22 protein-coding genes and 1 pseudogene are annotated in these 21,998 nt (G+C 66.7%); 12 read left to right on the top strand and 11 right to left on the bottom strand.

The features are described from left to right. Positions 1-109 precede the first annotated feature (109 nt). Complete coding sequence (locus tag ACQ450_RS04690) at positions 110-658, top strand: DUF4142 domain-containing protein (RefSeq protein ID WP_431470709.1); 549 nt, start codon at positions 110-112, stop codon at positions 656-658. 49 nt (positions 659-707) lie between these two features. Here the strand turns inward: ACQ450_RS04690 and ACQ450_RS04685 are convergent, their stop codons facing one another. The 3 genes from ACQ450_RS04685 to mtaB all read right to left on the bottom strand — a co-directional run bounded on the left by ACQ450_RS04685 (position 708) and on the right by mtaB (position 3,623). Next, on the bottom strand, positions 708-1,346 hold the full coding sequence (locus ACQ450_RS04685; protein WP_431470708.1) for a septation protein A: 639 nt from the start codon (positions 1,344-1,346) through the stop codon (positions 708-710). Between the two features lie 97 nt (positions 1,347-1,443). Continuing rightward, positions 1,444-2,382 carry a signal recognition particle-docking protein FtsY gene (gene ftsY, locus ACQ450_RS04680; RefSeq protein ID WP_431471162.1) on the bottom strand — a complete coding sequence of 313 codons (939 nt, stop codon included), beginning with the start codon at positions 2,380-2,382 and terminating at the stop codon, positions 1,444-1,446. Positions 2,383-2,384: 2 nt separating this feature from the next. After that, positions 2,385-3,623, bottom strand: coding sequence for a tRNA (N(6)-L-threonylcarbamoyladenosine(37)-C(2))-methylthiotransferase MtaB (gene mtaB, locus ACQ450_RS04675; protein ID WP_431470707.1), 1,239 nt, complete (start codon positions 3,621-3,623; stop codon positions 2,385-2,387). 24 nt (positions 3,624-3,647) lie between these two features. Between mtaB and ACQ450_RS04670 the strand changes: the two genes are divergently transcribed. Next, positions 3,648-4,226, top strand: coding sequence for a DUF924 family protein (locus ACQ450_RS04670; RefSeq protein WP_431470706.1), 579 nt, complete (start codon positions 3,648-3,650; stop codon positions 4,224-4,226). Here ACQ450_RS04670 and ACQ450_RS04665 read toward each other — a convergent pair. Then, positions 4,201-5,838, bottom strand: coding sequence for a putative bifunctional diguanylate cyclase/phosphodiesterase (locus tag ACQ450_RS04665; protein ID WP_431470705.1), 1,638 nt, complete (start codon positions 5,836-5,838; stop codon positions 4,201-4,203). The genes ACQ450_RS04670 and ACQ450_RS04665 overlap by 26 nt on opposite strands. 228 nt (positions 5,839-6,066) lie before the next feature. Between ACQ450_RS04665 and ffh the strand changes: the two genes are divergently transcribed. The 4 genes and pseudogenes from ffh to ACQ450_RS04645 all read left to right on the top strand — a co-directional run bounded on the left by ffh (position 6,067) and on the right by ACQ450_RS04645 (position 9,479). Further along, positions 6,067-7,545, top strand: coding sequence for a signal recognition particle protein (ffh, locus tag ACQ450_RS04660; RefSeq protein ID WP_431470704.1), 1,479 nt, complete (start codon positions 6,067-6,069; stop codon positions 7,543-7,545). Positions 7,546-7,661: 116 nt separating this feature from the next. Then, positions 7,662-8,108, top strand: a pseudogene (rpsP, locus tag ACQ450_RS04655) (30S ribosomal protein S16); the annotation flags it as partial. A 130-nt stretch (positions 8,109-8,238) separates the two neighbouring features. Beyond that, positions 8,239-8,757 (top strand): ribosome maturation factor RimM, encoded by a 519-nt coding sequence (gene rimM, locus ACQ450_RS04650; RefSeq protein ID WP_431470703.1) that lies wholly within the window; start codon positions 8,239-8,241, stop codon positions 8,755-8,757. Further along, positions 8,754-9,479 (top strand): metallophosphoesterase family protein, encoded by a 726-nt coding sequence (locus tag ACQ450_RS04645; RefSeq protein ID WP_431470702.1) that lies wholly within the window; start codon positions 8,754-8,756, stop codon positions 9,477-9,479. Before rimM ends, ACQ450_RS04645 begins: the two co-directional genes overlap by 4 nt. On the opposite strand, the gene ACQ450_RS04640 is transcribed toward ACQ450_RS04645, so the two are convergent. Continuing rightward, positions 9,467-9,688: a hypothetical protein gene (locus ACQ450_RS04640; RefSeq protein ID WP_431470701.1), complete on the bottom strand. Its 222-nt coding sequence runs from the start codon at positions 9,686-9,688 to the stop codon at positions 9,467-9,469. The two genes, ACQ450_RS04645 and ACQ450_RS04640, sit on opposite strands and share 13 nt — an antisense overlap. Positions 9,689-9,772: 84 nt before the next feature. Here ACQ450_RS04640 and ACQ450_RS04635 point away from each other — a divergent pair, with 84 nt between their 5' ends. After that, positions 9,773-10,291 carry a DUF2199 domain-containing protein gene (locus ACQ450_RS04635; protein WP_431470700.1) on the top strand — a complete coding sequence of 173 codons (519 nt, stop codon included), beginning with the start codon at positions 9,773-9,775 and terminating at the stop codon, positions 10,289-10,291. 57 nt (positions 10,292-10,348) lie between these two features. Here ACQ450_RS04635 and ACQ450_RS04630 read toward each other — a convergent pair whose 3' ends face one another. Continuing rightward, positions 10,349-11,257, bottom strand: coding sequence for an NAD(P)/FAD-dependent oxidoreductase (locus ACQ450_RS04630; RefSeq protein ID WP_431470699.1), 909 nt, complete (start codon positions 11,255-11,257; stop codon positions 10,349-10,351). Between the two features lie 61 nt (positions 11,258-11,318). Here ACQ450_RS04630 and ACQ450_RS04625 point away from each other — a divergent pair, with 61 nt between their 5' ends. From ACQ450_RS04625 to rplS, 3 genes are read left to right on the top strand one after another with little or no spacing between them, the layout of a single operon-like run. Next, entirely contained in the window at positions 11,319-11,702 is a 384-nt protein-coding gene (locus ACQ450_RS04625) for a type II toxin-antitoxin system VapC family toxin (RefSeq protein WP_431470698.1), read from the top strand. Between the two features lies 1 nt (position 11,703). Next, on the top strand, positions 11,704-12,444 hold the full coding sequence (gene trmD, locus ACQ450_RS04620; protein ID WP_431470697.1) for a tRNA (guanosine(37)-N1)-methyltransferase TrmD: 741 nt from the start codon (positions 11,704-11,706) through the stop codon (positions 12,442-12,444). A 1-nt stretch (position 12,445) separates the two neighbouring features. After that, complete coding sequence (gene rplS / locus ACQ450_RS04615) at positions 12,446-12,838, top strand: 50S ribosomal protein L19 (RefSeq protein WP_188055506.1); 393 nt, start codon at positions 12,446-12,448, stop codon at positions 12,836-12,838. Positions 12,839-12,916: 78 nt separating this feature from the next. Here rplS and ACQ450_RS04610 read toward each other — a convergent pair whose 3' ends face one another. Then, positions 12,917-13,366, bottom strand: coding sequence for a PA2169 family four-helix-bundle protein (locus ACQ450_RS04610; RefSeq protein ID WP_431470696.1), 450 nt, complete (start codon positions 13,364-13,366; stop codon positions 12,917-12,919). Between the two features lie 126 nt (positions 13,367-13,492). Next, positions 13,493-14,797, bottom strand: a complete 1,305-nt coding sequence (locus ACQ450_RS04605) for an OmpP1/FadL family transporter (protein ID WP_431470695.1) — start codon at positions 14,795-14,797, stop codon at positions 13,493-13,495. 225 nt (positions 14,798-15,022) lie between these two features. Between ACQ450_RS04605 and ACQ450_RS04600 the strand changes: the two genes are divergently transcribed. Next, positions 15,023-17,260 (top strand): DPP IV N-terminal domain-containing protein, encoded by a 2,238-nt coding sequence (locus tag ACQ450_RS04600; RefSeq protein WP_431470694.1) that lies wholly within the window; start codon positions 15,023-15,025, stop codon positions 17,258-17,260. 436 nt (positions 17,261-17,696) lie between these two features. Next, positions 17,697-18,725, top strand: a complete 1,029-nt coding sequence (locus ACQ450_RS04595) for an aspartate-semialdehyde dehydrogenase (protein ID WP_431470693.1) — start codon at positions 17,697-17,699, stop codon at positions 18,723-18,725. Between the two features lie 88 nt (positions 18,726-18,813). Here ACQ450_RS04595 and ACQ450_RS04590 read toward each other — a convergent pair whose 3' ends face one another. The 3 genes from ACQ450_RS04590 to ACQ450_RS04580 are packed head-to-tail and all read right to left on the bottom strand — an operon-like array spanning position 18,814 to position 21,910. Next, positions 18,814-20,403, bottom strand: a complete 1,590-nt coding sequence (locus tag ACQ450_RS04590; RefSeq protein ID WP_431470692.1) for a DHA2 family efflux MFS transporter permease subunit — start codon at positions 20,401-20,403, stop codon at positions 18,814-18,816. Between the two features lie 6 nt (positions 20,404-20,409). Beyond that, on the bottom strand, positions 20,410-21,471 hold the full coding sequence (locus ACQ450_RS04585; protein ID WP_431470691.1) for an HlyD family secretion protein: 1,062 nt from the start codon (positions 21,469-21,471) through the stop codon (positions 20,410-20,412). Then, the gene (locus tag ACQ450_RS04580) at positions 21,464-21,910 is read right to left on the bottom strand and encodes a MarR family winged helix-turn-helix transcriptional regulator (RefSeq protein ID WP_188055493.1); all 447 of its coding nucleotides are present in this window, start codon (positions 21,908-21,910) and stop codon (positions 21,464-21,466) included. Before ACQ450_RS04580 ends, ACQ450_RS04585 begins: the two co-directional genes overlap by 8 nt. Positions 21,911-21,998: the final 88 nt, after the last annotated feature.

Below are 21,998 nucleotides of genomic sequence, written 5' to 3'. Positions count from 1 at the left end.
TACGGCATCTTTAAATAACGGCCATGAAATCAAGAACCTGAAAGAGAAAAATGGAACATATGATCTCGCCGGCGAGTTGGATTTTCAGCAACCGACAACGGAGACCAATATGAAACGCCTTGCTCTTCTGGCCGCGGCGGCGGCGATGCCGCTTGCTGCATGTACTTCGAACGGCATGATGGGTATGAATGACGGGCAGATGCCCGCCGGCACTCCCATGTCCGATATGACGCCCACCGAGGCGATGCCCTATGTCACGATGGCGGGCGCGAGTGATCTCTATGAGATCGAATCGTCGCGCCTCGCGCTGCAGAAGTCGCAGAATCCGCAGATCCGCGAGTTCGCGCAGATGATGATCGACCATCACACGCTGACGACGAATACGGTGATGGCCGCGGCGCGGCAGGCCGGCATGAACCCGCCCGCTCCCTCGCTGATGCCGATGCAGCGGCAGATGCTGGACGAGCTGCGCGGCATGACCGGTGCCGCGTTCGAGCGCACCTATCTGATGCAGCAGCGGCGGGCGCACGACATGGCGCTGACGCTCCACCGCACCTATTCGGAACGCGGCGATTCGATGGAGCTGCGCCAGGCGGCGAACAGCGCCGTTCCGCTGATCGAGCGGCACATCGCGGCGCTGCGCACCATGAACATGTAAGGCGCGCTGCGGGCGCCGGTCCGCAGCCCCTCCGGGGTTCCGCTGTCGCTCACCCCTCCGGCGGCAGCGGGGCTTCCTCCGGCCTTGCCTGCAGCCCGTGCTTCATCAGCATCGGCACGTTTGCGATGGCGAAGATCAGCGTCATCGGCACCACTCCCCACAGCTTGAAACCCGCCCAAAAGGTGAAGTCGTCAGTAGGATCTGGCGCTGTAGTTCTCCAAACAACCTCGTTGAGTACGGCCATTAAGATAAAGAAAATGGTCCAATTTACTGTTAGAAGCTTCCACCCGCGCTCAGAAAGTCCCGGGTATGCTGTTTCGAGCATCAGCTGAAGCATTGGTTTGCGTGCAATCAGGCCGTACCCTAGAACGATAGCAAACATCGAATAAACGATCGTTGGCTTTATCTTTATAAATGTGCCGTCATGAAAGTATAACGTGAGGCTTCCAAATACAAGCACGAGCCCACCGGATATCCATAGCATCGGCGAGATCTGACCGCTCTTCCAGTGCGAGAGCGCCATAGAGGCAGCAATAGTAATCATGAATGCCGCTGTGGCCGCGAACATCTTACTGAGCTGCGATTCGCTCGGATAGAAGCTGCTGACGAGGAAAAAGACCGCGAGCGGACCGAAATCGATCAGCATGCGCAGGCCGGGTGAAGCGGGGTTCTTGGTGGAGGTTGTCATGTTTCTCAACGATCCGTTGGGGCGGCGCCTGTCGAAAGCTCACCCTGTCGAGCTGATGCCTGGCTCCGGCGCCTGAGCGACGGCAGGGGAGCGGGGGCTATCCCTTCACCGCTTGTTCCACGCCGGCGATGATCCGCGCAACCTCTTCCGGATCGAACGGGCGCAGATCGTCGACCGTCTCGCCGACGCCGATCGCATGGATCGGCAGCCCGTATTTCTCCGCCGCGGCGACCAGCACGCCGCCGCGCGCCGTGCCGTCGAGCTTGGTCATCACGAGGCCGGTGACGCCCGCCACTTCCTTGAACACTTCGATCTGCGACAGCGCATTCTGGCCGGTCGTGGCGTCGAGCACGAGCACCACGTCGTGCGGCGCCTCGGGGTTCAGTCGGCCGAGCACGCGGCGGATCTTGGCGAGCTCGTCCATCAGCTCGCGCTTGTTCTGAAGCCGCCCGGCGGTGTCGACGATCAGCACGTCGGTGCCGATCTGCGTCGCCTGCTTCACTGCCTCATAGACGATTCCTGCCGCGTCGCCGCCCTCCGCGCCGGAGACGATCGGCACGCCGATCCGCTCGGCCCAGGTGCGCAGCTGGCCGATCGCTGCGGCGCGAAACGTGTCGCCCGCGGCCAGCATCACGCGGTAATCCTGCTCGAGGAACAGGTTGGCGAGCTTGGCGATCGTGGTCGTCTTGCCCGATCCGTTGACGCCGATCACCAGGATCACCTGCGGCCGCGGAAAGGCTTCGATCTCGAGCCGCTTGGCGACCGGCGCCAGCGCGCTGGCGATTTCCTCGGCCACGATCAGCCGGATGCCGAGCTCTTCCAGCCCGCGCTCGAACTGGCCCTCGGCGAGCCGCTGGCGCACACGGGCTGCCGTCGCCGGGCCGAGGTCGGAAGCGATCAGCGCTTCCTCGATCTCGTCGAGCGTCTCCTCGTCGAGCCGCGCGGCGGTCAGCCCGGCCAGGTTGCCGAGCAGCCGGTCGGATGTCTTGCGAAAGCCGCCGAGCAGCTTGGTGTGCCAGGAAGGTCGAGTGCTCATCATCAAATCTCTTCGTCGGGAGTCGCGGTCACTATTCCATCGGCAACGCCGGTGACGCGCGCGGATACGATCGTTCCGACCGGCTGCGGCGCCGCGAGCCGTATCTCGGCGAAATTGCCTGCGTGGCCGCGGTCGCCGGGCCGTTCCACCAGCAGCTGCTGACGCGTGCCGATCAGCGTTTCGAGCCATCTGGTCCGCCGATGCGTCGCCTTTTCGCGGAGCGCCGCCGCGCGGGCCTTCACGCGGTCGCGCGGCACCTGCGGCATCCGCGCGGCGGGGGTTCCCGCGCGCGGGCTGTAGGGAAAGATGTGCGCGTGCACGATGTCGCATGCGTCGATCAGCGCGGCGGTGTTCGCCGCCATCGCATCGGTTTCGGTGGGAAAGCCGGCGATCAGGTCCGCGCCGATCGCAATCTCCGGCCGCGCTGCCTTCATCCGCTCGACCAGCCGGATCGCATCGGCCCGGCCGTGGCGCCGCTTCATCCGCTTGAGGATCATGTCGTCGCCCGCCTGCAGCGAAAGATGGACGTGCGGCATCACGCGCGGCTCCTGCGTCAGCAGCGCGAACAGCCGGTCGTCGATCTCGATCGAATCGAGCGAGGAAAGCCGCAGTCGTGCGACTCGGGTATGCGTCAGAATCCGCTCGACGAGCTGCCCCAGGCTCGGCGCGCCGGGCAGGTCGGGGCCATAGCTGGTGAGATCGACTCCGGTCAGCACGATCTCGTGATGGCCCGCTTCGATCAGCGCGGCGATCCGCGCCACCACTGCGCCCGCCGGCACCGAGCGGCTGTTTCCGCGGCCATAGGGGATGGTGCAGAAGGTGCAGCGGTGATCGCATCCGTTCTGGACTTCGACGAAGGCGCGGGCGTGCTCGGAAAAGCTGGCGGCGAGGTGGGGCGCGGTCTCGGTCAGCGCCATCACGTCGCGTGCCACCACCGGTTCGGGCGATCCCCAGGCGGCGGGAGAGAGCTTGTCGGCATTGCCGATCACGCGGTCGACCTCTGCCATCGCGGCGAAACCGTGCGGATCGATCTGTGCCGCGCAGCCCGTCACCACCAGCTCGGCGTCCGGCCGTTCGCGCCGCGCCCGGCGGATCGCCTGGCGCGTGCGGCGCACCGCTTCGCCGGTCACCGCGCAGCTGTTCACGACCACTGCGTTCCGGTCCGCGAGCAGCGCACGGATCGTTTCGCTTTCGGCAAGGTTGAGTCTGCAGCCCAGCGTTATGACGTGCGGTACGCTCACGACAGGAAAGGCTCGGATACAGGCATGAGCGGTGATCTAGAGACGGTGGAGCGCAGTGTCCACGCGAAGGCGCGCGACGTGCTCGCCTTCTGGTTCGACCTGCTGATGCCCGAACAGCATTTCGCGAAATCCGATTCGGTCGATGCGGCGATCCGCGAGCGTTTCGCCGATCTGCGCGAAGAGCTGCTGGAAACCGGCGCGCGCGGCTGGCGCGACGATCCCGAGACGCTGCTGGCGGCGGTGATCGTGCTCGACCAGTTTTCGCGCAACCTCTTCCGTGGCGATGCCGAGGCCTATGCCGCCGATCCGCTGGCGCGGGAGCTTGCGATCGATGCGATCAACCGCGGCTGGGATCGAGGCATGCCCGATCCGCATCGCCAGTTCCTCTACATGCCCTTGATGCATGCCGAGGATATCAGGCTCCAGCAGCTGAGCGTCGCGAAGTTCGCCGAGACCGAGCTGGAGGAGGCGCTGGACTATGCCTATGACCATCGCGACGTGATCGAACGCTACGGTCGCTTCCCCAGTCGCAATGCGGCGCTCGGGCGGGAGAGCACCCCCGCCGAGCGCGAGTATCTCAGCCAGCCAGACGCTGGCTGGTAGCGTCGAGCGGCGGTTCGCCGCTGCGGGCCTGCGGCGGTTGCTGGAGCAGGCGGCGCTCGGCGAGCAGTCGGCGCGTGGCGGCTGCGGACATCGGGCGGCCATAGTGCCAGCCCTGGCCCTTCGAGCATCCGATCGCCCGCAGCCGTTCCTCGATCGCAGCATCCTCGATGCCCTCGGCGGTCACCGGCAGGTTCAGGCTCTCGCCCAGCCGCGCGATCGCATTCACGATCGCCGCCGAATCGGCGCTCTCGTTGAGCGACATGATGAAGCTCTTGTCGATCTTGATCCGGTCGAACGGCAGTGCGCGCAGATGCGCCAGCGACGAATAGCCGGTGCCGAAATCGTCGAGCGCCAGCCGCACGCCCTGGTTCTTCAGGCTGCCGACGATCGACTGGGCGAGCGCCAGATTGTCGAACAGCGAGCTTTCGGTGATCTCCACTTCCAGCCGGTTGGCGGGGAAGCCGGTTTCGGTCAGCACCTTGATGATCTTCTGCGCCAGCCATGCGTCGCGTAGCTGCCAGGGCGAGATGTTGATCGAGATGCTGAGCGCGGGATCCCAGTCGCGCGCCGCGGCGAAGGCCTGCCGCATGATCGACAGCGACAGCTCGGCGATCATGCCGGTTTCCTCGGCGATCGGAATGAACAGCTCGGGGCTGATCAGCCCGCGCTGCGGATGCTCCCAGCGCGCCAGCACTTCGAAGCCGTGGAGCCGGCCGGTGGTGAGATCGATCTGCTGCTCGAAATAGGGAACGATCTCCTGCCGCGGGATCGCCGTGCGGAGGCCTGATTCCAGTTCGTTGCGCGTCTGCAGTTCGCGCTCCATCGACTGGTCGAACCAGGCATAGCGGTTGCGGCCCGATTTCTTGGCCGCATACATGGCGATGTCGGCCGAGCGCATCAGCGCGTCGATCGAGGCGCAGTCGAAGTCGGAACGCGCGATGCCCAGCGAGCAGCTGATGTGGAGTCGCAGCCCTTCCGCCTCGAACGGCTGCGCCATGCGGCTCACCAGCCGTTCGGCGATCCGCTCCACCGTGTCGGGCTGCTCGGGGTCGAACAGGAAGCCGCAGGCGAATTCGTCGCCGCCCAGCCGCGCGGTGAGCGCGATCGGCGGCATCGCCTGCGCGATTTCGCTGGCGACCGCGCGCAGCAGCGCGTCGCCCACGGCGTGGCCGTGCATGTCGTTGACGGTCTTGAAATGGTCGAGATCGACGATGAGCAGCGCCATCGCCTTGCGCCGGCGTCCGGCGCGCACGAACATCGCGGCGCCTTCCTCCGCCATGCTGCGGCGGTTGAGGAAGCCGGTCAGCGGATCGCGGCTGGCGAGCTGCTGGGCGCGTTCCTCGGCCGCCGCGCGGATGCGCACTTCCTCGGAAAGTGCCTGATGACGGCGCCATCCGAACAGGATCAGCGCCACGTTGAGCAGCAGCGCGATCACCAGCGTGCGGTCGGCCGGCGCACCGCCCTGAAAATAATGCTGGAGCGTGGTGGAGAGAACCTGGCTGCCGGTTCCCACGAACAGCAGGATCGCGGCAACGCTGATCGCGCCCGTCAGCAGCTCGCTCTGCCGCCGTTCCTTGATGTCGAGGACGTTCTCGTCGAGATCCAGCGCCATTGCCGGGAATACCCCCTGATACTGATGGCTTACGGGTTTGGACCCGCGACCGTATAGATCGGGTTAAGCTGCTGGCGGCTTGCGCCCGGCCATCGGTGCGGCTATGGGGCTGCCGACCGTTCTTCCGGAACGTGTGCGCTGATCGGCCCTGCGGGGCGTGACGCCGGCCGACGAGGTTTCGTCCGCCGGCGCGTTTTGCGTTTCGGGGTCGGCGGATTGGAGTAGTGCATGTTCGAGTCTCTGAGCGATCGGCTGGGCGGCGTTTTCGAGCGCCTGCGGGGCCGCGGCGCGCTGACCGAAGCCGATGTGCGGACGGCGATGCGCGAAGTGCGGATCGCGCTGCTCGAGGCCGATGTCGCGCTCCCCGTCGCGCGCCAGTTCGTCGAGAAGGTGACCGAACAGGCGGTCGGCCAGAATGTCCTGCGCTCGGTCACGCCGGGGCAGCAGGTCGTCAAGATCGTCCACGACGCGCTCGTCGAGATGCTCGGCGAGGACACTGCCGAGCTCAACGTCGACGTCACGCCGCCCGCGGTGGTGATGCTCGTCGGCCTTCAGGGCTCGGGCAAGACGACGACTACCGCCAAGCTCGCCAAGCTGCTGAAGAAGCAGGGCAAGAAGGTGATGATGGCGTCGCTCGACGTCAATCGCCCGGCCGCGCAGGAGCAGCTCGCCGTCCTCGGCACGCAGACCGAAGTGAACACGCTGCCGATCGTCCAGGGGCAGCAGCCGGTCGACATCGCGCGCCGCGCACTCCAGTCGGCGAAACTCCAGGGCTATGACGTCGTCATGCTCGACACCGCCGGTCGACTCCATGTCGATCAGGCGCTGATGGACGAGATGAAGGCGGTTGCCGACATCGCGCAGCCGCAGGAAATCCTGCTCGTCGTCGATTCGCTCACCGGACAGGACGCAGTCAACGTCGCCGAGAATTTCTCGGCGCAGGTGCCGCTCACCGGCGTCATCCTCACGCGGATGGACGGCGATGCGCGGGGCGGCGCCGCGCTGTCGATGCGCGCCGTCACCGGCAAGCCGATCAAGTTCGCCGGCATGGGCGAGAAGCTCGAGGCGATCGAGCCCTTCCATCCCAAGCGAGTCGCCGGCCGTATTCTCGGCATGGGCGATGTCGTCAGCCTGGTCGAAAAGGCGGCGGCGTCGATCGAGCAGGAAGACGCCGAGCGCATGGCCGAGCGGCTGGCGAAGGGGAAGTTCGACATGAACGACCTGCGCGCCCAGCTTGCCCAGATGCGCAACATGGGCGGGATCGGCGCACTCGCGGGCATGATGCCGGGCATGAAGAAGGCGCAGGCGGCGATGGCGAGCGGCGCGGTCGACGAGCGGATCCTGCTGCGGATGGACGCGATGATCGGCTCAATGACTCCCAAGGAACGCTCCAAGCCCGAGCTGCTCAACGCCAAGCGCAAGATCCGGGTGGCCAAGGGCAGCGGCACGACCGTGCAGGACGTGAACAAGCTCCTGAAGATGCATCAGGAAATGCAGACCGCGATGAAGAAGCTCAAGAAGATGGGCGGCATCAAGGGGCTGATGGCGATGCTCGGCAAGGGTGGCATGGGCGGCGTCGGCAACGCGCTGGGCGGTGCGCAGATGGGCGAGATGATGGGCAAGATGGACGGCGGCCTGCCGGGGCTTCCCGGCGGCGGTCAGCCCGGTCTGCCGCCCGGCTTCGAGAATCTGATGAAGAAGAAATGAGTTTCGTCGCCCCTGCGGAGGCAGGGGCCCATGTCTCTCGCGACTGAGGGGCGGCGATTGTTGGAAGAGCGATAGGCTCCCGCCTCCGCGGGTGCGACGGAAGAGAGAAGAACACCATGGCAGTCAGCATGCGTTTGTCGCGGGGCGGATCGAAGAAGCGCCCCTATTACCGGATCGTGATCGCCGATGCGCGCAGCCCGCGCGACGGCAGCTTCATCGAGAAGATCGGCACCTATAACCCGCTCCTCGCCAAGGACGACGAGAAGCGCGTCGTTCTCGATGGCGATCGCGCCAAGCATTGGCTGAGCGTCGGCGCGCAGCCGACCGACCGTGTCGCCCGTTTCCTCGACGCCGCCGGCATCAAGGAGCGCGCCGCGCGCAACAACCCGAACAAGGCCGAGCCGGGCGAGAAGGCCAAGGAGCGCGCCGAGGAGCGTGCCGAGAAGGCGAAGGCGGCCGAGGAAGCCGCTGCCGAGGCCGCCGCTGCGCCTGCGCCCGCCGAGGAAGCTCCCGCCGCCGAAGCGCCTGCCGAGGACGCGCAGGAAGCCGGTACGAACGAAGCGACGCCCAATGGCGACGCGGGCGACGAAGGCACGGTGAAGGACGGCGAGTCCGCTCAGGAGCCGGCCGAAGGCTGAGGAAGACCTTCCTCCCGCTTGCGAGAGGGATCGGGGGAGGGCATGGCGTTTCGCGATGGCCGCTGACGCAAATCCTCCCCCCACGCCTCCCGCACGCGGGAGCGAAGATCGAGCGGTCACGCTCGCGGCCGTCATCGGCGCCCACGGCATCACCGGCGAGGTTCGGCTGAAGGTGTTCGCCGAGGAAATCGGTCGCCACAAGCAGTTCAACGGCGGCGCACTGACGCTGAAATCGCTGCGCGAGGGGCCGAACGGCGCCATTGCCCGTTTCGCCGAGATCGCCGACCGCAATGCCGCCGAGGCGCTGCGCGGCACCGAATTGACCGTCCCCCGCTCGGCGCTGCCGCCGCTCGAAGAGGGCGAATATTATCACGTCGATCTGCTGGACCTGCCCGTCGAGGACGAGGCCGGCACGCCGATCGGCCGCGTCGTCGCGATCGACAATTACGGCGCCGGCGACGTGCTCGAGATCGAAAAGCCCGACGGCAAGCGCTTCATGGTGCCGATGATCCCCGCCGCGGTGCCCGAATGGAATGCTTCGCGGCTGATCGTGGCCGAAGGATGGGCGGAGTGACTCGGCTTGCGGTGGTGGCCGACATCCACGGCAATCTCCCCGCGCTCGAGGCGGTGGTCGCCGATGCCCAGGCGCAGGGCTGCACCGCCTTCGTAAACTTGGGCGACAGCCTATCGGGTCCGCTCTGGCTGGCCGAGACCGCCGACTATCTGATCGCGCGCGACTGGCCGACGATCGCGGGCAATCACGAGCGGCAGCTGCGCGAGCGCACGCCGCAGCCGATGTACGCCAGCGATGCGTTCACGCTCGAACGGCTCACCGACGCGCATCGCGCCTGGATCGCCGCGCAGCCCGCCGTGCTCCACTGGTCGCCCGAGCTGTTCCTCTGTCATGGTTCGCCCGACGACGATCTGTGCTTCCTGCTCGAGGATCTGACCGATCGGGGAATGCGACTCGCAGCACCCGAAACGGTGGCGCAGCGGCTGGGCGACCGGCCCGAGCGGCTCACTCTGTGCGGCCATTCGCATCGTCCCGCCGTCCTGCCGCTCGGCGATGGGCGCATTGTCGCCAATCCCGGCAGCGTCGGGCTCCAGGCCTATGCCGAAACCGCGCAGGTGCGGACCCAGACCGGCTCTCCCGATGCGCGCTACGCGATCGTCGAGCAGGGCGAGGTCACGCTGCGCATGGTCGCCTATGATCATGCGCGTGCGGCCGACAAGGCCGAGCGCGAGGGCTTTGCCGGCTGGGCAGCGGCGCTGCGCACGGGGTGCTACGCGGCCTGAAGCCCGGGAGCGCCGCGAGGGCTCAGCGCAGGATCGGCAATGTCGTCGCGATTGATGATGTCGGCGCGGGCGACCTGCTCGGGATCGGGAAGCCAGTCGGCAAGCGACTCAAGCCACTGATGCGCCCGGAAGCGGCGTCCGGATCGGATGTCTTGCGGCTGGCGTTCGCCAATGGCTGGGAGCTCTGAGGCGGGCGAGCGCTTCGTCAACCGCTCTTGCGCCGGTGGAATGCGGAGGAGGCGACGTTGGGCTTAATCTCAGTTGCGCACATTGCAGGGATATCACATCCTACAATGATGCGAGACATAAAAACCGATCAGTTCAGCTTTCTCTGTCCTTGCTGCGGGGAGCAGCACATCGGCTTGCCGGACATAGCCTTCGCTTCGCCCATCTTCTGGAGTGAAGCCGATGCAGCTGCAAATCCGACGGATAATAAACTTAACAGCGACTTCTGCATTGTGAATGGCGAGCATTACTTCATCCGCTGTGTGCTTGACGTACCTATCAAAGATGCAAATCAGGTACTTGGCTGGGGGGTCTGGGTTACTCAGAGCAAGAGTAACTTCAATCTCTATGGCGAAACCTTCGATGCAACGCCCGAGCGACAGACATTTGGTTACCTCGCCAATCGGTTGCCGACCTACCCCGATACCTTGAACATGCCACTGCAAGTGCACTGGCAAACAGGAGGGGCTCGACCCTTCGCTGAACCAGAGCCTTCAGAGCATCCGCTGTCAATCGACTGGGCGGAAGGTATCACGCGCGAACGCGCCATCGAGTTCGCGCTATTGGCTCTGCACCCAGGAGAATAAAGAAAAGCCGCCGTTCTGTTTCCCACCAATTCCCGCCGCTCGCCTTCAGCCGCTTTCCTAGCGCCGCAAGGGCCGCTGTTCCGCGAGCATGTTGCGGATCGTTGTCGCTGCGACGCCGCCTTCGCCCATCGCGTGGCTGATCTGGTCGAGGCCCTTCACCACATCGCCCGCCGCGAAGAGGCCGGGGATCGACGTGCGCTGGTGATCGTCGACCTCCAGGCAGCCGCTGTCGTCGCCGCGCGCACCGGCGGCGATCGCCAGTTCGGATCGGATCCGCGATCCCAGCGCCGGATACATCGTGTCGAACGTCATCCTGCCCCTGGCGGTGTCGAGCGCGATCCGCCCGTCCTCGATGCCATAGCCGCCGCAGGGGCCGTCGATACGCGCGACCCCTGCTGCGTCGAGCGCCGCCTGGCAGTCGGAATCGAGGTCATGCTCGGCCTCGGGTGCGATCAGCGTCACGTCCCTGCTGTAGCCGCGCAGGAAAATCGCCTCGCGCATGCCGTGCCCGCCGCTGCCGATCACGCCGATCCGCTGGTCGGTTGCTTCATAGCCGTCGCAGATCGGGCAATAGCGCAGCAGACCGCGTGAGAGTGCCAGCGCGTGCAGATCGTCGGCCATGCCCGGCGGCCGGTTGTTGATGACTCCGGTCGCGAGCAGCACCGATCGGGCGCGATAGCGCTGCCCCTCCACTTCGACGCGAAAGCCGTCTTCCTCCGGCTGAACCGCCGTCACCCGGGCAAGCTCGCGCGCGGCGCCATAGCGTTGCGCCTGTTCCAGCATCCGCGCCAGCAGGTCGGTGCCCGAGATCCCCTGCGGGAAGCCGGCATGGTTGTGCGTTTGCGGAATCAGCGCCGCGCGGCTGGTCCCGCAATCGAACAGGCGGATGTCGAGATGGAAGCGCGCGAGATAGATCGCCGCCGTCAGCCCCGCCGGTCCCGCTCCGATGATGATGCAATCGTCCATGCGGTGGCGTAGCGCGCGTGGCGGGCGACAGGTTCCCTCGGCCGATGCTATCGGCGGGCGAATGGAACCTGCGCCGCGCCATCTGCTCGACAGCGACATCTGCATCCGGCTGCTCCGCGGCGACGCGGCGCGGCTGGCGCTGCGGATCGCGCGGGCCCCCGCCGGCAGCATCGCCGTTTCGGCGATCAGCCTCGCCGAGCTGATGGAGGGCAGTGCGCGGCGGGGCGAGGCGGCGCTTGCGTCGCTCGATCGCTTGCTCGAAAGCGTGCCCCTGCTGGTGTTCGATGCGGCTGCGGCGCGTTCCTTTCCGGCGGCGCGCGCGGCGCGCGGGCGGCTCGACCGGCTGATCGCCGCGCACGCGCTGTCGCTCGGCGCCACGCTGGTGACTCACAATCTGCGCGACTTCCGCAACGTGGCGGGGCTGCGCATCGAGGACTGGACCTGACGTGCCCTTCGCCGCGACCGTATTGACGCTCTATCCGGAGATGTTTCCCGGCCCGCTCGGGGCGTCGCTCGCCGGTCGCGCACTGCGCGAGGGGGCCTGGTCGCTCGATACCGTTCAGATCCGCGACTTCGCCACCGACAGGCACCGCTCGGTCGACGATACGCCCGCGGGGGGCGGGGCGGGGATGGTGCTGCGTGCCGATGTCCTCGCCGCGGCGGTCGATCACGCGCGCGAACGGCAGCCGGACGCCCCCGTGCTCGCGATGACCCCGCGCGGCCGTCCGCTCGATCAGGCGCGGGTCCGGTCGCTGGCGGAGGGGCCCGGCGTCACGGTCCTTTGCGGACGCTTCGAAGGGTTCGACGAGCGGATTTTCGAGGGCCGCCAGGTCGAGCAGGTGTCGATCGGCGACTATATCCTGTCGGGCGGCGAAATGGCGGCGCTGGTGCTGCTCGACGCTTGCATTCGCCTGCTTCCGGGAGTAATGGGCGCGGCTTCAAGCGGCATGGACGAGAGCTTCGAAACGGGGCTGCTCGAATATCCGCAATATACCCGACCTGTCGACTGGGAAGGGCGCACGATCCCCGAAGTGCTGCGATCGGGGGATCATGCGAGGATCGAGGCATGGCGACGCGCCAGCGCCGAGAGCGATACACGGCTACGGAGGCCGGACCTTTGGGAGCGCCACGAGGGCGCTCGGGCCCGACCTCCCTCTGGCGCGCGGCACGAGAATGGGACCAAATGAGATGAACCTCATCCAGACGATCGAAGCCGAGCAGATCAAGAAGTTCACCGAATCCAAGGCGATTCCGGAATTCCGCCCGGGCGACACGCTGCGCGTCGGCGTGAAGGTGGTCGAGGGCGAGCGCACCCGCGTCCAGAATTTCGAAGGCGTCTGCATCGCCCGCGCCAACAAGGGCATGGGCTCCAGCTTCACTGTCCGCAAGATCAGCTTCGGCGAGGGTGTCGAGCGCGTCTTCCCGCTCTATTCGCCCAACGTCGAGTCGATCGAGGTGGTGCGCCGCGGCGTCGTGCGTCGCGCGAAGCTCTATTATCTGCGCGGCCGCACCGGCAAGGCGGCGCGTATCGCCGAGCGCCGCGACCCGCGCCCGAGCAAGACCGTCGAAGCGGCGGAATAGGCCCGGACCGATCCGATACGGCGGGGCGCGGAGGCAAGGGCTTCCGCGCCCCGTTTGCGTCTGGAGGGGCGGAGCGGCTCAGGCCGCGCGCTCGATCTCGCGCAGCGCGCGGGCCCGGTCATGCCCGCGCCGTACCGAGGCATAGCAGTCGCGGATGATGTCGCGCGTCACGTCCGAGACATGCGCATCGTCCAGCGCGCGCTCGAACTCTTCCTTGAGATAATCCTCGCCGCGCTCGATCTCCGAGAGCAGCGCCGCATCGTCACCGCCCAGTACGCGCCGCAGCGCCTCGATCCGGCGGTGCACCGTCCCGGCCACCGATCCATAGTCGGCGGGTGTCCCGCCCAGCGCATGGCTGGCACGTTGCAGCCGGTCGACCACCGCGAGCCGCTCCTCGGCCATTTCGGCGAAGAAGGTCGCGTGGCGCCCGGCCTCGGCGTGCTCGGCCGAATATTCATAGCCGCGGACGCTGTCGATCGTGGTGACGATCAGATCGTCCAGCTTGGCGGTATCGTGCATCTTCGACATCGGTTCCTCCAGCAAGTCTACACTGGAAGAACGGCGCAGCCGGATGCCGGCTCCCGGCAAACGACGTTAAGCAAACGTCTGACCTTACGGTGAAATTCCGTTAGCCATCCGGCTGCGCCCACAGGATCAGAAGGTGAAGCGCCCGCCCAGCGAGAGCACCACCGCATTGGCGTCGCGCAGCCGGCCGTCGACCAGGATCGGCGTCTGGACCGCGGTGCCCGGATAGGCGGCGGTCGTCCGGTCGATCGTCGTGTCGTCGAACGCGACATAGTTGGCGGCCACATCGAGCGTGAAGCGCTCGCTCACGCCGATGCTGGCGCCGGTCGCGAAGTTCCAGCGATCCGAATCCGGCACGCGCGCGTCGCGCTCGCCGTCGCGGGTCGGCGTTTCGGCGTGCTGCACTCCGGCGCGCAGCGTGATCGCGTCGCTCGCCGCAAGCTCGACGCCGCCGGCAAAGCTCCAGCTGTCCTTGTAGTTCTCGGGGATCGCGGTGTTCAGCGGTTCGCCGAGGCGGATCGCGTCGAACTCGCTCCAGCCATAGCGGATCACCTGGGCGCTGAGCGTCAGCCGATCGGTCGCGGCCAGCCGAACGCTGCCGATCGCCTGCCACGGCGTGCTGAAGCGCGCCTCGACGCCTTCGATCTCGACGTTCTGCGCCGCGAGCGGGCCGAGCAGGCCGCTGGTCGTGATGCTGCCTTCCAGCGTGTGCTCGACCTTCGACTTATAGGCGCCGCCGATCGTCAGCCGGCCGATGTCGACCTGCGCGCCCGCGGTCCAGCCGAAATCCCAGCCTTCGCCCTGAAGCGTCTGCGATCCGTCGGGCAGCGCCGCCGAAAGGTTGGGCAGCGCGTTCGAAAGCGTGGCCTCGGCATATTCGACGTTCAGCGCCGCGCCCACGCGCAGCCACGGCGTCGCGGCGAATGCGATCGAAGGCTGGATGTCATAGGTGCGCAGCCGCGTGCGATCGGCGGTGTAGCGCGCCCAGCTGTCGTCCGAATAGTCGGTGGTGAAGCTGAACGGCGAGGCGACGGTCAGGCCGACCGAGAACCGATCGCTCAGCGGAACCGCGATCGAACCGCTCGGCAGCAGGCCGTCCTCGATCGGGTTGGTCGAAACCGGAATGCCGCCGACAGAAGCGGGGGGCTGGCCGGGGCGCACGATCACCGTGCCGGTATTCACCACTTCGCCCGCGGGCAGGATCAGGCTGGCGCTGGCGGTCGCTTCGGCCGAGGCGATGCCGGCGCTGGCGGCCGGGTTCCACCACAGCGATGCGGCGCCGCGATCGGCGGCTTCGCCCGAAAAGGCGCGGCCGGCGGCCTTTGCCGATTGTTCCTGAAGATAGAAGGCCTGCGCCTGCGCGGTGCCGGGCAGGGCGAACGACGCGGCGAGGATCGTTCCCGCGAGCAGCGGGAGGGAAACACGAACGGACATAGCGATGCGACTCTCTGCTTTTTTTCTGATTCGGGTTGGTCTGGGTGACCCGCGCGGGTGCGCGCTCGCGGGGAGAACCCCCGGCTCCCCATAGCGTTCCGTCGCGAAACTGCAAAAGCCGGTATGGCGAAAGCCCTCGGCCCGCACCCTTTACGGAGCCGCGTCGCGCCGACATAACCCTGCTCTGCCCCGCGTTCGCGGGCGAACTTTTGTCGGAGAGGACGGATGTTGAAATGGGCGGTCGGGCTCGCGTTGCTCGCATCGGGAGGCGCCGCCATGGCGCAGCATGAGCCGGAGGCCCCGTCGCCCCCGGCGCTGACGCTCGAGCGGGTGTTCGGCAGCCCCGATCTGGCGGGCTCGACGCCGCGTGCGCTGCGCCTCTCGCCGGACGGAAAATTCGTCACCGTGCTGCGCAATCGCGCCGACGAGCGCGAGCGGTACGATCTGTGGGCGATGGACACCGCCTCGGGCGAGTGGCGGATGCTGGTCGATTCCGAGCGGGTCGGCACCGGCGCCGCGCTGTCGGAGGAAGAGCGGATGCAGCGCGAGCGCGCCCGCATCGGCGGCGTGAAGGGCATCGTTGCCTATGATTGGGCGCCCGACGGCCAGAACATCCTCGTCCCGCTCGACGGCGATCTCTATCTCGCGGCGCTCGACGGCAGCGTCCGCCGCCTGACCGAGACCGAAGCGAGCGAGCTCAATCCGGTCATCAGCCCCGGCGGCGGCTATGTCAGCTTCGTGCGCGACCAGAATCTCGTCGTCGTCGATCTGGCGACCGGGGCCGAGCGCCAGGTCACCGAAGGCGGCGGCGGCATGATCCATTTCGGCGAGGCGGAGTTCGTCGCGCAGGAGGAAATGGGCCGCAGCACCGGCTATTGGTGGTCGCCGAACGATCGGCTGATCGCCGTCCAGCGGTTCGACGAAAGCCCTGTCGAAGTCGTCACGCGCTCGGCGATCGGCGCCGAGGGCACCCGCGTCTATGATCAGCGCTATCCCAAGGCGGGCACCGACAATGTCCTCGTCGAACTCTATGTGATGCGCCCTGACGGCTCGGGTCGGGTCAAGGTCGATCTCGGCACGAACCCCGATATCTATCTCGCCCGCGTAGATTGGACTCCCGACGGTTCGGCGCTCCTCGTCCAGCGCCAGAACCGCGCCCAGACCGAGCTCGACGTGCTGCGCGTCGATCCGCAGACCGGCGCCTCGACCGTCCTGTTCACCGAGCGGGCGGGCGCGCGCAGCTGGGTCAATCTGCACGACGCGCTCCACCCGATGGACGACGGCAGCCTGATCTGGTGGTCCGAACGCGACGGCCACGGCCATCTCTATCGCTGGAGCGACGGCAACTGGACCCAGCTCACCAGCGGCGATTGGGAAGTCGCCTATGTCGCCGGCATCGACGAGCAGCGTGGCCGCATCTATTTCCTCGCCAACAAGGATGGCGTGCTCGAACGGCATCTCTACACGGTCGATATCGCCCAGCCGAACGCCGTGACTCGCCTCACCGAAACCGGCTGGTGGAATTCGGCGTCGATGGACCAGTCGGCCAGCCGGATCATCGTCTCGCGCTCGAACACCGGGCAGCCGCAGCAGGTCTATCTCGCCGATGCCTCGGGCCAGCGCCTGAGCTGGATCGAGGAGAATGACGTCGACAATCCCGAGCACCCCTATCACTCGTATCTGCCGAGCCATCGCGAGAAGCGGTTCGGCACGATCACCGGCCCCGGCGGGCAGACGCTCCATTGGGAGATGATCACCCCCGAGCTCGAGCCCGGCAAACGCTATCCGGTCTTCTTCCAGCATTATGGCGGCCCGGGCGCACAAACGGTCACGCGCGCCTGGGGCGGTACGCTCCAGCAATATCTGGTCGATCGCGGCTATATCTGGTTCCAGATCGACAATCGCGGCTCGGCCAATCGGGGCAAGGAATTCGAGGACGCGATCTACCGCGCAATGGGCACGGTCGAGGTCGAGGATCAGATCGCCGGCGCCGAATATCTCAAGACGCTCGATTTCGTCGATCCCGACGCGATCACCACCTATGGCTGGTCCTATGGCGGCTATATGACGCTCAAGATGCTCGAGGAAGCTCCCGGCACCTTCGCCGCGGGCGTGTCGGGCGCGCCGGTCAGCAAATGGGAGCTGTACGACACCCATTATACCGAGCGCTACATGGGCGATCCACGCGAGGTGCCCGAAGCCTATGTCGCTTCGAACACGGTCGAGAATGCGACTCGCATCTCCGATCCGCTGCTGCTGATCCACGGCATGGCCGACGACAATGTCGTGCTCGAACATTCCACCGTCATGATGGCGCGGATGCAGGCGGCGGGCGTGCCGTTCGAACTGATGCTCTATCCCGGCCACACTCACCGTGTCGGCGGCCCGGGGGTGAGCGTCCATCTGTGGAACACCATCCTCGACTTCCTCGATCGCAGCATCGCGGACGACGGCGAGGAGTGATCGCCGATTGATGCGGCAAGGGTAGGGGCGCGGCATGCGCGCCCCTGCTCGCTTGCGGCGGCACGCCCCCGTGCCGTTCCGCTCCGCGCTTTTTTCGCTGTCCTACAAGGCCCCGCCTGGCATATCGGAGGAGTCCCCGATCGATGGAGGACAGACTGTGCCACGCGCATCCATTCCAGAAAGCCGCATCGTTCCCCCGCTCGGCGGCCGCATCCTGCCGTCGCATGCGCGCGGGGGCGCGCATGCGCGTTGAGGTGCGACTTTAGTGCGACCTTCGACGGAAAACCGCGGTTTCGCCTCGCGGCAAGAGTCTCGCCGGTGGTGCCGCCGATTGGCGAGCGGGAAAGGAAATCTCTCTTTCAATCCGGCCCGCGCAACTTAAGTAGCGGGCATCCGCGCCCCGGGGGCGGGGAAAACGAATATTGGAAGGACCGGAATGGGCTACCGCATCGTGGTCGCCGGCGCGACGGGCAACGTCGGCCGTGAAATGCTGAACATCCTCGCCGAGCGGGAATTTCCGATCGACGAGATCGCCGTGCTCGCCTCCGCGCGCAGCCAGGGCGACGAAGTCGAGTTCGGCGAGACCGGCAAGAAGCTCAAGGTCCAGAACATCGAGCATTTCGATCCCGCCGGCTGGGACATGGCGCTGTTCGCGATCGGGTCTGACGGCAGCAAGACCTATGCGCCCAAATTCGCCGCGGCGGGCTGCACCGTGATCGACAATGCCTCGCTCTACCGCATGGATCCGGACGTTCCGCTGATCGTGCCCGAAGTGAACCCCGAGGCGATCGACGGCTACAAGGCGCGCAACATCATCGCCAATCCCAACTGCTCGACTGCGCAGATGGTCGTCGCGCTCAAGCCGCTGCACGACGCGGCGAAGATCAAGCGCGTCGTCGTCGCGACCTATCAGTCGGTTTCGGGCGCAGGGAAGGCCGGGATGGACGAGCTGTTCACCCAGAGCCGCAACATCTTCGTCGGCGACACCGCCGAGCCGGAGAAGTTCACCAAGCAGATCGCGTTCAACGTGATCCCGCACATCGACAGCTTCCTCGAGGACGGCTCGACCAAGGAAGAATGGAAGATGGTGGTCGAAACCAAGAAGATCCTCGATCCGAAGATCAAGGTGACCGCCACCTGCGTGCGCGTGCCGGTGTTCGTCGGCCATTCGGAAGCGATCAATATCGAGTTCGAGGACGAGCTTTCGGCCGAGCAGGCGCAGAAGATCCTGCGCGAGGCGCCGGGAGTCATGCTCGTCGACAAGCGCGAGAACGGCGGATACGTCACGCCGGTCGAGTGCGTCGGCGAATATGCGACCTATGTCAGCCGGGTCCGCGACGATCCCACGGTCGACAACGGCCTGTCGCTCTGGTGCGTGTCGGACAATCTCCGCAAGGGCGCTGCGCTGAACGCAGTGCAGATCGCCGAACTGCTCGGCCGGCGGCACTTGCAGAAGGCGGCCTGATCCGATGGGTGCGCTGCGGGCCGATCTCTACTGATCGTTCCGCAGCCCCTGCAGCCCTTTCGCCGCCGGGCTGGTCCGGTGCTGAGTGTCAGTGCCCGGCGGCCGCCGGATCCGCGGCCATCGCAGCGCCCTTCGGCCGGCGCAGGAAGATCACCAGCGGCACCGATGCGGCGGTCAGCAGCATCATCGCCCAGAAGTCGTTCAGATAGGCGATCATCATCGCCTGCCGCGTGACTTCGGCATTCAGCATCGCCAGTGCCGTGTCTCCGGTGCCGCCGAGCGCCTGGAGCAGGGTCGGGTCGAAGGTGCCAAGCGCTTCGGGAGTCACATGCTCGCCGAGCGCGGCATGGCTCGTCTGCCCGCTGCGCACCAGGATCGTCGTCACCAGCGATATGCCGACCGACGAGCCGATCGAGCGCGAGAGGTTGAGCAGGCTCGATCCCTCGGTGCGGAACTGCGGCGGCAGCGTCGCGAAGGCCATGCCGTTGAGCGGCATGAACACGAGCCCCAGCCCGAGCCCTTGAATGAAGCCCGAAAGGATGATGAGCTCCGATCCCATGTCGAGCGTCCAGCGCGTCATGTCCCACAGCGAATAGGCGGCGATCGCGAGGCCGGCGCCGATCATCAGCCGCGGATCGACTCCCCTGCTCTGGAGCTGCGCCGCCACGGCCATCGTCAGCACCACGCCGAAACCGCGCGGCATCAGCAGCAGCCCGGTGTCCATTACCGGATAGCCGTAGAGCGTCTGGAGCATCGGCGGCAGGAGCGCCATGGTCGCCATCATCACGACGCCGATCACCATCATGAATCCGATCGCCGCCACGAGGTTTCGGTTCTTCCACAGCTCGCGGTCGAACATCGGGTTGCGACCGGTGGCGAGATGGACCGCGAACATCCAGAGCGCGATGCCCGCCACCAGCGTCTCGATCCAGATCTCGGTCGACTGGAACCAGTCCTCGCCCTGGCCGCGATCGAGCATCAGCTGCAGCGCCGAAATGCCTACCGCCAGCAGTGCGAAGCCGAAAAGGTCGAACTGTCGCTTTCGGATTGGCCGCGAGGGGAGGAGCACCCACAGGATCGCGAAGCACAGCACGCCGAGCGGCAGGTTGACGTAGAAGACCCAGCGCCAGTTGTAATTGTCGGTCAGCCAGCCGCCGAGCACCGGGCCGAGGATCGGGCCGATCATGATGCCCATGCCCCAGATCGCCATCGCCTTGGCCTGCCGCTCGGGCGGATTGATGTCGAGCATCACCGTCTGGCTCAGCGGGTTCATGAAGGCCGCGGAAATCCCCTGGAGGATGCGAAACGCGACCATCTCGGGCAGGCTGGTCGCCATCCCGCACAGCGCCGAGGAGACGATGAATCCCGCGATCGAGATCAGGAACAGGTTCCGCGATCCGATCCGGTCCGAAAGCCAGCCGGTGATCGGGATCGCGATGGCGGTCGCGACGATATAGCTCGTCAGTACCCAGGTGACCGTGTCGGCAGTGGCTCCCAGTGCTGTCTGCATGTGCGGCAGCGCGACATTGGCGATCGTCGTGTCGAGGATCTGCATGATCGTCGCCAACATGACGCCGATCGTCAGAAGCGCGCGGTTCCGCACCGGGAGCGCGGCGACTCCCGGTTGCGGACGCGGGGTTGCGGCAGCGGCGCCGCGGGCAGGGCTGGCACTGGCCATGGCGGATCAGTCGCGCACGTTCACCGTCACGTCGGCGGAGATGCCGGCGATCAGCGGGCGCGGGCTTTCCTCGTCGAGGGCGATGCGAACCGGAACGCGCTGGGTCACCTTCACCCAATTGCCATTGGCGTTCTGGGCGGGAAGAACCGAGAACTCGGATCCGGTGCCCGCGCCGATCGATGCCACGTGACCGCGCAGCTCGAGCCCCGGATAGGCATCGAACCGCACGGTCGCCGGCTGGCCGACCCGCATGTGATCGAGATCGGTCTCCTTGAAGTTCGCCTCGATCCACGAGCGGCCGTTGGAGACGATCGTGAGCGCGGGCAGGCCGGTCATCAGCTGCTGCCCCACCTGCAGCCGGTCGGCCTGCGAGACGACGCCGCCTACCGGTGCGCGAATCTCGGTGCGTGCGAGCTGGAGCTGCGCCTCCCGCCGTCGCGCGCGGGCGGCGGCGATCGCCGGGTTCTCGCCCGGAACGGCAGCACCGGTCGCGATCCGCGCCCGCGCCTCGGCGGCGTCGGCCTGCGCCCGCTGCACGGCGGCGCGCGCCTGCTCGACCGCATGCTCGGCCTGCTGGAGCCGCGCCGTGGTGGTGAAGCCGCGATCCATCAACTGCGCCTGGCGCTCATAATCTTCCTGCGCCGCCTGAAGCTGGTCGCGTGCCGCTTCGATATCGGCGCCGGTGCCCTCGTAGCTCGTCCGCAGCGTCGCGATCTGGACCTGCGCGTCGGCGATCGCGGCGTTCGCCTGCTCGACGGCGATGCGATAGGGCTCGGGGTCGATGCGGAACAGCAGGTCGCCCGCGGCCACCGCTTGGTTTTCGCGCACCGCGACCTCAACGATCCGCCCCGCAACTTCGGTCGATACCGCCACCTTGTCCTGTGCGACCTGCGCATTGTCGGTGGAGACGGTCCCGCCGGATGTCGCCCAGATCCAGCCGATCACGCCGAGCGCGAGCAACGGCACCCCAAACAGCAGCAGCGGGCGGAGCCATCGCCGCCTGCGGCGCGGCTCCAGCGTGGTTTCCTCCGCAGCCGCGGGTTGGACCTGGGGATCGGCATCAGCCATTGGCGGCAGTCTCTTGTTGGTCGTCCTGGACGAGGTTGGTTCGAATGGCGGCGAGTAGCGCAGTCAGCCGCTCGCGATCGTCTTCACCGATGCCGGCGAGCGCCTGCTCGGTGACTTCGTTGCCGATTGCGCGGAGGCGCTCGATGAGAGGCTTTGCCGCATCGGTGAGATAGATGCGCCAGGCGCGGCGGTCGTTCGGATCGCGCCGCCGCTCGACGAGCCCGGCTTCCTCCAGCCGGTCGATCATGCGGCAGGCCGTGATCGGCTCGACTTCCATCAGCTCGGCGAGGCCGCCCTGGTTTACACCCTCGTGGCGCGAGAGCATCGCCAGCGTGTGCCACTGCGGCCGCGTAACGCCGATCGCTCGCGCACGCGCGTCGAACCGGCGGCGCATCAGCCGCGAAATCTCGCTGAGGGAAAAGCCCAGGGCTTCGGTCATGACGCGCATATAATAAGCATAGACATTAATTCCAGCTTGCAACCTAATTGCATTGTGCGCCGCAGCAAGTGCAACCAACTCACGCGGT

This window comes from Sphingosinithalassobacter sp. LHW66-3 (assembly GCF_050703275.1).
GTDB lineage: Bacteria > Pseudomonadota > Alphaproteobacteria > Sphingomonadales > Sphingomonadaceae > Sphingomonas.
The sequence above is the reverse complement of the archived record's forward strand: the minus strand, read 5'-3'. Positions and strand labels throughout refer to the sequence as shown.